Consider the following 12516-nt stretch of genomic DNA (forward strand, 5'->3'; position numbering starts at 1 on the left):
TATTAAAATGTAGAATATACAAAAATAAATAAAAAAGGAGGGGTAAATTGGCTAGCTGGCTTATATTTTTTAGTATTGGTTTGGGCTTTTTAATTGGCTATTCTTCGCTCTTAAACAGGCGGTTAATCAGATACAACAAGTATTTAACTAATGGAGGGTTATTGATTTTACTATTTTCGATGGGGGCGAAAATTGGGATGGACGATCAGGTTTTATCCCAGATCAGCCAGATAGGGTTTAAAGCATTTTTGTTTGCTCTAAGTGCTATTGTAGGCAGTGTACTAATGGTCTATATTTTTTTCAAAAATGACTCAAAAAGCTATAAAAATGACAGTTTCAGCAGCAGTGAGAGCGAAGGTGATGAACCAGCAGGTCATAAAGACACCATTATCATTGCCGTGACAGTGATGGCGGGTTTGATAATTGCTTTACTTTATCTGGATATGAGATATATTTCAATAATGAATCAGATTAGTAATTATGCCTTAATAGTGCTGTTATTTGGAGTTGGGATAGATATTGGTTTAAATAAAGAGATGATGAGTTATCTGGTTAAATATGGCTGGAACATTATGATTTTCCCTGTTCTAATAGCCATCGGCAGTATATTGGGCACTGTAATTATCGGTTATCTGATTGGTTTTAACTTTAGCGAAGCAGCAGCAGTTGGGGCCGGTTTTGGCTGGTATAGTCTTTCTGGGATTATTTTATCTCAGATGCACAGTGTAGAACTTGGTTCGATAGCTTTTTTATCAAATATTTTTAGAGAATTTCTAACATTTTTACTTTTGCCTTTTGTGGTTAAGAGGTTTGGTCGAGCTGCCTCAATAGCTCCTGGAGGAGCAACCGCAATGGATGTAACTTTACCTATGATCAAAAAAGTTGGGGGAGAAGAGATGGTAGTTCCGGCTCTGGTGAGCGGAATGGTTTTAACTACACTGGTCCCGATATTAGTGCCTTTTTTTATAAAATTATAAGAAATTTATTAAATTAATAATATTTTTACTTGACTTTTAGTAAAATAATTAGTAAAATTTAATTGTTCCAATATTTAAAAATTAAATCTATGGAGGGATAACATGAAAAAAGTTTTGCTTGTGATGGGATTAGTTTTGATGATGTCTGTAGTGATATTTGCTGGTAGTGTAACCGCCGCTTCTGAGGAATCAGAAGAAATTACTGTCTGGATTCCTGGTGATGAAGTAGAATATTCATTTTTTTATAACATGTTTGAAGAATATGAAAAGGTAAATGAAAATGTTGATTTTAAAATCGAACAGCAGCCTTGGGGTGACTACTGGACAAAACTTCCCTTAGAACTTCAGTCCGGAAGAGGCCCAGAATTATTTATGGCTCATACTGCTTATTCTGATGTTTTACTACCAAATTCTAAAGAACTTCCGTTTGAAGTAAGTGAATTAGAAAAAAGATTTAATAATCCCGGTATCTTTTTAGGAGAAAACGGAAGACCTGTTTTTATTCCCTTAGTCTATTATGGAGCTGTAATGTACTATAATTTAGATCACTGGCAGGAAGCTGGTCTAACAGAAGAAGATGTTCCAGCAACCTGGGATCAGCTAGAAGAAGTTGCTCAAAAGTTAACAGTCTATGATGGTGATAAAGTTGTTAGAGCAGGTTTTGACTACAGTACCTGGTATACAATGGCTGACTTAATCTATCAGCAGGGACAGGGACTTGTAGATAAAAATGGGGAAACAACAATTGATTCTGAAGCAGGAGTAAATGTTTTAGAAAGAATTAAAAAATGGGAAAATGACTTGAGAATAAGTGACTTTACTCTGGGTAATGGTTCACCTGAAGATTCATTTTTAAGATATCAGTCTTCCATTATTTACGGACATGCCTGGATGGCTAACTGGTTTTCTTCTACAGATGAGGAGTTAAACTTCAAAGCTTTTCCAATTCCTGTCTGGAGTGAAGACGCACCGGTAGTTACCCGTGCTGATATGGAATTAACATTTGGTATTAGTAAAAATGTTACTGATAAACAGTATGAGGTGCTGGTTGACTTTACTGAATTTGTTCTTAACAATGACCAGATAATGCTTGATATTGCTAATGGTTTCAGTGGAGTTTCTTCTCGTAAGGACTTAGTTGGAAAAGGTAAAGACTCGTCCACAATTAAAGCAATTAATTCTCAGATGGATAAAATGATCCCAATGGTCTTCCCTCGGGAATATGAAACAGTAATTAGACAGACTATGGAAGAAGTGGCTGTTATGGATTTATCTATAGAAGAGGCTTTAAATAATGCTGTTCAGCAATTAAGTCTTTCAGATCTTACAAGTGTTAATTATTATGAAAACAATTATGAACATGCTGAAGAACTAAAATAATATTTAAAGGGTGCCTTCAATAATATTTTGAGGGCACCTTTAAAATGAGGTGATTGAGATTAAGATTAAAACAAATTCTCAGATGGCTTCTCAGAAGGCTTTAATTATACTGGTCAGTGTTTTGATGATTTCATTTTACAGTGTATTTTCGATTGGACCAATGATTTATGCTTTTGTAGGAAGTTTTGCTGACTGGAATCCGATCAAAGATACTTTTCAATTTATTCAGTTTAATAACTATATCCATCTGTTTAATAACCAGCTGTTCTGGAAGTCATTAAAAAACACAATTTATTTTGTTGCAGTTGTAGTTACAGGAAGAGTAGTCCTGGGTTTTTTAATTGCTCTCGGACTAAATTCTATCAGAAAATATAAAAGTATGATGCGCTCACTCTACTTTTTACCTGTTATTATGCCTATAGTAGCAGTTGCTTTAGTCTGGAAGTGGCTATATGATCCAAATATTGGCTTTTTTCAGATGGTATTATCTGCTTTTGGAATAACCAATGTTAAGTTTTTATTTGATCCAGATCTGGCTTTGCCTTCAATAATGCTGATGACTATCTGGAAAGATGTTGGCTATGCAGTAATTATATTTTTAGCAGGTTTAATGGATGTACCTCAAAGTATTATTGAGGCTTCAGAGATTGATGGTGCCAATAAAAGACAGCAGCTCTGGAATATCATAATTCCAACTTTAAAACCAACTTTAATTTTTGTAATCATTACTTCTATTATTTCTTATTTTCAGACCTTTACTCAGATATTTATTATGACCAAAGGTGGACCTGGAACCTCTACTCATGTCCTGCTTTATATGATTTATCGTGAGGCTTTTCAGTATTATCGCTTTGGTTATGCTTCGGCAATTACTGTCTGTTTATTTATTGTGATTATGATTGTAACCTTTATCCAGTTTAAAATTATGAAAGGGGGAGAAGTTTAATGACTAAAGCTAAATTATCAAAGGGGTTAATTTTTACCCTCTTATTAATAGGTGGGATTGCAATGTCAATTCCTTTTATCTGGCTTTTATTTTCTTCTTTTAAACATAATAAAGAGATTATTGGTTATCCACCTACTTTTTTTCCAGAAACATTTACCTTAACTCATTATTTGAATTTGAATTCTCGTTTTAATATTGGAAGATATTTTATGAACTCAGTTTTTCTTTCAACTGTAAAAACTGTACTTGCGGTATACACCAGCCTGCTCTGTGGTTATGTGCTGGCTAAATTCAATTTTTTCTTAAAGAATTTTCTTTTTAAAATTGTACTGTTTACAATGATGGTTCCTTATATCATTACTGTAATCCCGGTTTATCAGATGATTACCGACTTTGGCTGGAAAGATCAGTACATAGCAATTATTGCTCCTACCATCCTCTCCAGCTTTGGGATTTTTATGATGAGGCAGTATATAAAAACAGGGGTACCGGATGAACTTTTAGAAGCGGCAAGAATTGATGGTGCCGGGGAATTCAGGATATTCCATACAATTGTTATTCCCCTCTGTGTGAATATGATTTCAGCGCTGACAATTTTTCTATTTCTCTGGAACTGGGAGGATTTTCTCTGGCCTTATCTGGTCTTAAATACCCAGGATAAATTCCCACTGGCAGTGGCCTTAAATATGTTCAGTGGTCAGAATACAACTAATTATGGTGGGCTTTTTGCAACCTCTCTGGTAACAATTTTGCCGGTTGTTATAGTTTATTTCATGTTCCAGAAGCGTTTTGTTGAAGGAATTTCAATGTCAGGTATTAAGTAGCAATTTTATAGATTGGAGTGGATGATGTGTTGAATGAATTTTTTAATGACTTGAATATATTAGAAAAAAATAGACTACCGGCTCGATCATATTTTAAAAGATCGGTAAAAAATTTAAATGGAGTCTGGGATTTTAAATTTTTTGATTCACCCAGGCGGATTGATAAAGATCTGCTTTTTAGTGAGGTTAATCAGAGCTGGGAAGAGATAAATGTTCCTTCCTGCTGGCAGTTAGAGGGTTATGATCAGATGCATTATACTGATTTATACTATCAATTTCCCTTAAATCCGCCAGAAGTACCTGTTGTTAATCCAACCGGAGTTTATAGAAGAGATTTTTATCTCAATGATGATTTAAAAGAAAAAGAAGCAGTGCTTAGATTCCATGGAGTTGACAGTGCTTTTGATCTTTATTTAAATGGAGAATATATTGGTTACAGTCAGGGCAGCAGAATGATCAGCGAATTTCAGGTTGAAAACTATTTAAAAGAAGAAAATGAACTGGTTGTTGTAGTTTATAAATGGTCTGACGGCAGTTATTTAGAAGATCAGGATATGTGGTGGTTCAGCGGGATCTTTAGAGATGTAGAACTTGAAATCACAGACCGGGTGAATATCTGGGATTATAAATTTGAGAGTGATTTTGATGCTGAATATAAAAAGGCAGAAGCATGTTTAGCAGTCAAATTAAATGGAACTGAGTTGGTTGAGACTGAAGGCTGGCAGTTAAAAGTATCTATTTCTACTGAAAATAAGGAGCTGACAGCAGCTGAACTGGCGCTTAGTGCAGAAGCAGAAATTAAATTTAAAGATTTAGATGTCAAAAAATGGACAGCAGAGAGCCCTAATCTTTATGATTTAAAGTTTGCGATTTATGATAACAAAGGTCATTTAAGAGATTCAGTCGAAGATAAGATTGGATTTAGAAAGATTGAAATAAAAAATGGCAGGATTCTTCTAAATGGAAAACAGCTGATGTTTAGAGGGGTCAACAGACATGAGTTTAATCAGGATACAGGGCGGACAATTACAAAAGAAGAAATGCTCAAAGATGTAATGATGATGAAAAAATACAATATCAATGCAGTCAGAACTGCTCACTATCCAGATTTACCATATTTTTATGAGCTTTGTGATCAGTACGGCCTCTACGTAATCGATGAAGCTGACTTAGAATGCCACGGTTTTGAATTGACAAGTGACTATAAAATGATAACTGCTGATCAGAGCTGGGAAAAGGCCTTTGTTGATAGAATGAAGCGGCTGGTGGAAAGAGATAAAAATAGAGCTTCGGTCATTATCTGGTCACTGGGCAATGAGTCAGAATATGGCAGTAACTTTGCTGCGATGGCTGATTATGCCAAAAAGGTAGATCCGACAAGACCTCTCCACTATGAAGGAGATAAAAATGTTCAGTCAACAGATATTTACAGCACAATGTACTCTTCAGTTGAGCAGTTGATTGAAATTGGCAGCAATTCAGAAAACACCAAACCACACCTGCACTGCGAATATGCCCATGCAATGGGCAATGGTCCTGGAGGCTTAAAAGACTACTGGGATGTTTATGAAAAATATGATCGCCTGCACGGTGGTTTTGTCTGGGAATGGATTGACCACGGAATTCGCTCCACTGATGAAAGTGGAAAGGTATTTTATAAATATGGTGGTGACTATGGTGACCGCCCGCATAACGGTAATTTCAACCTTGATGGACTGCTGTTTCCCAACCGCACTCCTTCTCCTGCTTTAAAAGAATTAAAAAAGGTGGTTGAACCCGTAAGCGTTGAAGCAGTTGACCTGGAAGAAGGAATTTTTAAAGTTAAAAATAAGTATGACTTTATCAGCCTTGCAGATTATCAACTGGAATGGAAAGTGAAATCTGAAGGAGAAACAATTGCAGATGCCAGTTTGAGTTTAAAGGGGATTGAAGCCGGGAAGACCAGAGATTTTAAAATTGATTTAAACAGGATTAACTTTGCAGGTTCAGCTGAAGCCTATTATATTTATTTTACTGTTAGACTGATTCAGGATAGAAATTGGGCTGAAGCCGGACATATAATTACCCGGGGAGGCTTTGAACTTAAAAATGCTAAAGCAGTGACTGGGAAAAATAAATCTGCAGCAGCTGCCGGGGAAGAAATATTAACAGCAGAAAGCTTCGATAAATTGACTATCAAAACAGCAGAGGCAGAAATAATATTTGATAAAGTAACTGGACATTTAGAATCTTACTCTTATCAGGGAGAAGAACTGCTTTTGGATGGGCCCTCTTTTAGCTGCTGGCGGGCTCCAATCGACAATGATATGTATATTCTTAAAGAATGGAAAGAAAAATACTTTCTAAATTTAATGCAGGAATATAATCAGAACTTCAGCTGGATGCAAAAAGGAGAGGCTGTACTGATCAATACAGAAAGTGTTTTTGGAGCTCCCAATCAGGAGTGGTTTTATGAACTGCAGACAGAATATATAATTGATCATCAGGGTGGAGTTGACTTGAAAATTTCAGGTAAACTCAATGATCCGGCTGGATCTATGAAGACAATGCTGCCCAGGATCGGTTTTGATTATCAGCTTGTTCCAGGCTTTAAAAACTTTAAATGGCTGGGAAGAGGTCCCCATGAAAACTATAGTGACAGTAAAGAAAGCGCCCTGGTTGATCTTTATCAATTAAAGCTGGAAGATTTATATACTCCCTATCCTTTTCCTCAGGCCAATGGTAACCGCAGCGATTTGAGCTGGCTGGAGCTGAGTGGTGGTGAAAGAAAAATTAAGTTTTCAGGCAGCAAAAAGTTCAACTTCAGTGCTCATCAGTACAGTGAGGAAGATTTCGAAAAAGCAGAACATCTAAATGAACTTCAGAAACAGGACAGAGTCTTTTTAAAGCTGGACTACAGACAGAATGGACTGGGCAGCAACAGCTGTGGACCCGAGCAGATGAGAGAACACCGCTTAAATGCTGTTAACTTTATCTTTGATCTAAAAATGGAAGTAAAATAGAGACTGTGATAATATTTTGTAATAGAGGAACTGGTGATAGAGATGATAAGAGATCATTTTAATAAAGAACTGAGAGAACTGATGTCAGATGATGAATGGTTAATTGTCAGAGAAGACTATAACCCTGATCAAAATCTGGCTTATGAATCATTATTCGGCCTGGCCAACGGCAGGATGGGAAATCGAGCTGCCTTTGCAGAAGGTGGAAATAAAAAAACACTGCCTGCTAATTATATTCACGGAGTATTTGATAAATCAGAGGCATTTATGCGTGAGCTGGCCAATACACCAAACTGGCTGGAGTTAAAGATGTATTTTTTAAGAGAGCCCTTTGGAATTGAAGATAATCAGGAGCTGAACGACTTTATTTCAGTTTTGGATATAAAAAAAGGAATACTTTTCCGCAGTTATACGCTCACAACTCAGTCAGGTAGGAAGACAAAAATTGAAAAACTTAAATTCTTAAGCCGCTCCAACAGTTATTTAGGGGCAGTCAGAACTTACATTACTCCTTTAAATTACGGCGGTTTATTTGAGTTTGAAAACAGAATTGATGGTACAGTAACTAATTTTGCTGACTTTCCTAGATTTAGGGTCAAACACTTAAATACTTTAGAGATAAACGATCTGGAAGGAAAGGGTGCCTTTCTAAAAAGTGAAACCAGAGATTTAGGCCTTCAGATTGGTACGGCAGCAGCTGTAGAAGTTAAAAATCTCAAAGGAGAAGACAGGCTGAAATCAAAACAGTTTAGAGCTTTTGGTGAGATAGCATGTGAATTTTTTGATCTGGAGCTGGCAGAAAATGAGACAGTTGTTATCGATAAGCTGGCTGCTGTCTGTACCGAGCGAGATCAGGAAGATGTCTACCAGGCCTGTTTAAAGAATATTGAAGAGTTTAAAGAAAAGGGTCTGGAAAGAGAGCTGGCCGAACATCTAGAAGTCTACAAAAAAATGTGGTCTCAGGCTGATTTAATTTTAGAGGGAGATAAAAAGATGCAGCAGGCTCTCCGCTATAATATTTTTCAGCTGATGAGTACCCCGAGTCCTGATGACAATCAGACAAATGTGGGAGCCAAGCTGCTCCATGGTGAAGAATATGGAGGCCATGCTTTCTGGGATACTGAGCTTTTTGTACTGCCATTTTTCAACTGGACTTTTCCGGAGATAGCAGAAAACCTGGTCGAATATAGATATAATCTTTTAGATAAGGCAAAAGAAAATGCCCGAGAAAATGGATATCAGGGTGCAAAATATCCCTGGGAATCAGCAGATACTGGTGAAGAAGAATGTCCGGCCTGGACTATTGAACCGGATGGTACCTGCTATCGCTGTTATGTTGCAGATTATGAGCATCACGTAACAGCTGCTGTTACTTTGGGAATGGCCAATTATGTTAAAATTACCGGTGATCAGAAATTTATGAATAAAAAAGGAATTCATATTCTACTGGAAACAGCCAGATTCTGGGTCAGCCGTTTTAGCTACAATCAGGAACATGATTATTATGAGATTTTAAAGGTTACCGGACCAGATGAATGGCACGAGCCGGTTGATAATAATGCCTATACCAATCATCTGGCAAAATGGAATATTGACTTTGCGCTGGAAAAGCTCAAAGAATATGAGGATTCAGACCCTGAGTTTTATAATCAACTCTGTCAGGAATTAGAAATTGATCGGAATCTAATTGAAGAATGGGAAAAACTAAGCGAAAAAATTTATACAGTTGGTGAGCAGGGATTAATTGAACAGTTTGAAGGCTATTTTGATCTTGAATGTGAGGTTATTAATCAGTGGGATGAAAATAAGATGCCCTTAATGCCGGAGTCACTCAAAGGAAAAGATAAAAATGAGATCTGTATTTTAAAGCAGGCTGATGTGGTAATGCTGATGTTTTTACTGCCAGATAAATTTGATTTAGAAACTCAGCGTATAAATTTTAATTACTATGAAAAAAGAACCCTTCACCGCTCATCTTTAAGCCCCAGTATTCACTGTATGATGGGTTTAAGGGTTGGAGACAGTAGAAGAGCTTATGATTATCTGGAGCGCTCGGCTTATGTTGATCTGGATAATAATCAGGGGAATACCAGAGAAGGAATCCACGCTGCTTCAGCCGGAGGAACCTGGCAGTCTGTAGTTTTGGGATACTGCGGTATGAAAATTGATCAGGACGGGACTCTTGCCTTTGAGCCATCTCTTCCCGATAAATGGGAGCGGGTTAAGTATTCTATTAACTGGAAGGGTGAAATTCTGGATATTGAAGTAACTCAGCAGGACTTAAAAGTCAGCAGCAGAGAAAAATCAGTTGCAGAAGATATGTATTATAAAGTTAATTCCGAAAAATGAACTATTAATTGATAAAACATCAATTATGTGATATTTTTTATTTATAATCTTAAAAACTTTAGTTGTTTAACAGAATAAACCTTAAATATAAATTGAAGGAAAGGAGTGTTTAAATGGCTACAATAACAGATATAGCAAAAAAAGCCAATGTATCTCCCTCAACTGTTTCCAGAGTACTTAATGGCGATCAGAGTATAAGTGTTAAAGATGAAACCAGGAAGAAAATTTATGAAGCTGTAGAAGAACTAGAATATGTACCTTTAATTGAAAAATATTCAAAAAGAAAAAATACGACTGAGGAGCTGACTTTTTTAACTGTAACTTCTTTTAGTCAGGAAACAGAGATTGAGGATCCCTATTATTTATCAATTTTCTATGGTGTAGAACTTGAATGTAAGGATAAAGAGATTAAGGTTGAAAAGATATATAAAAATAAAGATAAATTTGATTTTGATCCCGAACTGAATGTTGATGGAATAATTGCTATTGGAAGTTTTTCTGAAGCTGAGATAAATAAATTTAGCAAATTGACTGATCATATAGTATTTGTGGATTCTGAGGTAGATAATCAAAAATATGACTCTATAGTTGTGAACCTTAAAAAAGTAATTGATAAAATCCTTGATTATTTATTTGAAAATGATTTTGAAGAGATAGGTTTTATCGGTGGTAGAGATGAAAACAAAAATGATATAATGGATCAGAGAGAAAAAGCCTTTATTGAATATATGAGCCACAGGGATTTATATAAGGAAGAGCATATTATCTTAGGAGAATTTTCCATTGATTCCGGCTATAAAATTGCAAAAGAGTCGATTGATATTGATAATCTGCCGGAAGCATATGTAGTTGCAAATGATTCAATGGCAATTGGAGTTTTAAGAGCCCTGCATGAAAAGGGAATTAAAGTTCCGGAAGATATTTCAATTATCAGTATTAATGATATTCCAACTTCTAAGTTTAGCATTCCCCCGCTAACTACAGTTAAGATCCACACTGAGTTTATGGGAATGATGGCAGTTAGAACTCTTAAAGAGAGAATCGAAAACAAAAGAGCTTTGCCAATAACGGTTAATATACCAACTGAAATGGTTATTCGCGGCAGTGTTAAATTGGAGTAAAACAAAGATGTTTTACTTTAATTTTTTAAAAAGTTAATAAGCTAAATTGAAACTCCTTTCAAACTGGAAAAATAATTCAGTTTTTGAAAGGAGTTTTTGATATTAATAAAAGAAAACACCAAAATAAATTAACTAAATCAGCTAAAATTTAATCGTTTTATAAGTAAAATTATATCTTTATATAAAATAAAAAACTTTATTAGAATATTATTACATATATATATGGAAAACTTTCCATTTAAAAAATAAAAAAGCATAAAAAACAGAAAATTTTCCACTTTTTCTCTTGACATCGTCAAAAATGAGTATTATAATAAATTTAAGTTAAAATAGTCAAACAAATTCAAAAATTTAAAATCATCAAACCGAGGTGGAAAAAAGTGAGTGTAATTGAAAAAGAACAGGAAGTTGTTGAGAATTTAGTTGATTTGTTGTCAGAAGAGCAGGTGAATACCAATAACGAGGATTTATATGAGGCATCAGTAGACAGATACAAAAAATATGCTTTTGCTCGTAATGCTCTTGATGTACCACAGCCAGTAGCAATTGTTTATCCGAATTCATCAGATGAGGTAAGCAAACTTTTACAATTCTGTAATGAAGAAAGAATTAATGTTATTCCAAGAAGTGGTGATACTTCTACAGAGGGGGGGTTAGAAAACTGGAAAGATATTACTGTTATAATTGATGCAGAAAATCTTAACAGAATAGTTGATATTGACACCTATAACATGCAGGCAACTGTGCAGGCAGGTGTACCTTTAGAAGAACTGGAAGATGAACTTAGAGAAAAAGGCTTTACTACTGGACATTCTCCACAGTCAAAACCAGTTGCTAAAATGGGGGGGCTTGTTGCAACCAGAAGTATTGGACAGCTCTCAACTCTTTATGGTGGAATTGAAGATATGGTAATTGGTTTAGAGTGTGTATTCCCTGATGGTCATATTTCTAAAATCAAAAATGTACCCAGAAGAGCAGGTGGCCCAGATATAAGACACATTGCAATTGGTAATGAAGGAACACTTTGTTACATAACAGAAGTTACAGTGAAAATATTTAAACATTATCCTGAAAATAATAAATTCTATGGTTATTTAACAGAAGATATTGAGACTGGAATTAAAGTTTTAAGAGAAGTAATGGTTAATGGTTATCGTCCATCAGTTGCTAGAGCTTATTCTGAAGAAGATGCAAAACAGCATTTTTATCACTTCAGTAAAGATAAGTGTGTTTTAATATTAATGGCCGAAGGTCCGGAAAATATTGTTGAGGCCACAGGTGAAGCCGTCGAAGAAGCGGTGGATAAGTTTAGTGATGGCATTATAGAAGAGGTTGATAGTGAATTAATAGAGAACTGGTTTAATAATTTAAACTGGTCACAGCAGGATATAGAAGATGAGTATGAAGGTATGAAAGAAAATGATTCTCATGCTGGATTTACTACTGAAATTTCTGCTGATTGGGGAACAATTCCTATAATCTATAACAATGTAATGGAAAGGATTAAAAATGAGTTTCCACGCGCTCATGAATTAACTTTATTAGGTGGACATTCATCTCATAGTTATATAAATGGTACTAATTTATACTTTGTTTACAATTATGAAATTAACTGTGCTCCAGAAGATGAGTTAAGAGTTTATCACCACCCTATCCATAAGATTATAGTTGAAGAAACATTAAAACATGGCGGATCAATGTGTCACCATCATGGAATAGGAAAATATCGCAGTCAGTGGACAAAAGAAGAACATGGATCAGCATATTATATGCTTGAAAAATTAAAAGAAGTTTTTGATCCTAATGGAATTATGAATTATGGATCAATTTATCCTAAAGAAGATGGAATCAAAAAATATATTAAAAAAGAAGAGTAAAATTTAAAAAAGAGGTCTCCTTCTTTGAATTTAGCATTCA

At 35.3% G+C, this 12516-nt stretch carries 8 protein-coding genes; all 8 read left to right on the forward strand.

The window, feature by feature from the left end:
- Positions 1-47 precede the first annotated feature (47 nt).
- The 8 genes from DFR79_RS11785 (at position 48) to DFR79_RS11820 (ending at position 12476) form a co-directional block, all read left to right on the forward strand.
- On the forward strand, positions 48-977 hold the full coding sequence (locus tag DFR79_RS11785; RefSeq protein ID WP_133515682.1) for a lysine exporter LysO family protein: 930 nt from the start codon (positions 48-50) through the stop codon (positions 975-977).
- Positions 978-1079: 102 nt separating this feature from the next.
- Positions 1080-2357 carry an ABC transporter substrate-binding protein gene (locus tag DFR79_RS11790; protein WP_133515683.1) on the forward strand — a complete coding sequence of 426 codons (1278 nt, stop codon included), beginning with the start codon at positions 1080-1082 and terminating at the stop codon, positions 2355-2357.
- 49 nt (positions 2358-2406) lie between these two features.
- Positions 2407-3303: a carbohydrate ABC transporter permease gene (locus DFR79_RS11795; protein ID WP_133515684.1), complete on the forward strand. Its 897-nt coding sequence runs from the start codon at positions 2407-2409 to the stop codon at positions 3301-3303.
- Positions 3303-4127 carry a carbohydrate ABC transporter permease gene (locus tag DFR79_RS11800; RefSeq protein ID WP_133515685.1) on the forward strand — a complete coding sequence of 275 codons (825 nt, stop codon included), beginning with the start codon at positions 3303-3305 and terminating at the stop codon, positions 4125-4127. Before DFR79_RS11795 ends, DFR79_RS11800 begins: the two co-directional genes overlap by 1 nt.
- Positions 4128-4153: 26 nt before the next feature.
- Complete coding sequence (locus DFR79_RS11805; protein ID WP_133515686.1) at positions 4154-7129, forward strand: glycoside hydrolase family 2 TIM barrel-domain containing protein; 2976 nt, start codon at positions 4154-4156, stop codon at positions 7127-7129.
- Positions 7130-7171: 42 nt separating this feature from the next.
- Entirely contained in the window at positions 7172-9478 is a 2307-nt protein-coding gene (locus DFR79_RS11810; protein WP_133515703.1) for a glycoside hydrolase family 65 protein, read from the forward strand.
- Positions 9479-9591: 113 nt separating this feature from the next.
- A complete protein-coding gene (gene ebgR / locus DFR79_RS11815; protein WP_133515687.1) occupies positions 9592-10599 on the forward strand; it encodes a transcriptional regulator EbgR in 1008 nt (335 codons plus the stop codon).
- Positions 10600-10988: 389 nt separating this feature from the next.
- Positions 10989-12476 carry an FAD-binding protein gene (locus DFR79_RS11820; RefSeq protein WP_166638045.1) on the forward strand — a complete coding sequence of 496 codons (1488 nt, stop codon included), beginning with the start codon at positions 10989-10991 and terminating at the stop codon, positions 12474-12476.
- Positions 12477-12516: the final 40 nt, after the last annotated feature.

The sequence above is a fragment of the Halanaerobium saccharolyticum genome, from assembly GCF_004362045.1.
GTDB classification, from domain to species: domain Bacteria; phylum Bacillota; class Halanaerobiia; order Halanaerobiales; family Halanaerobiaceae; genus Halanaerobium; species Halanaerobium saccharolyticum_C.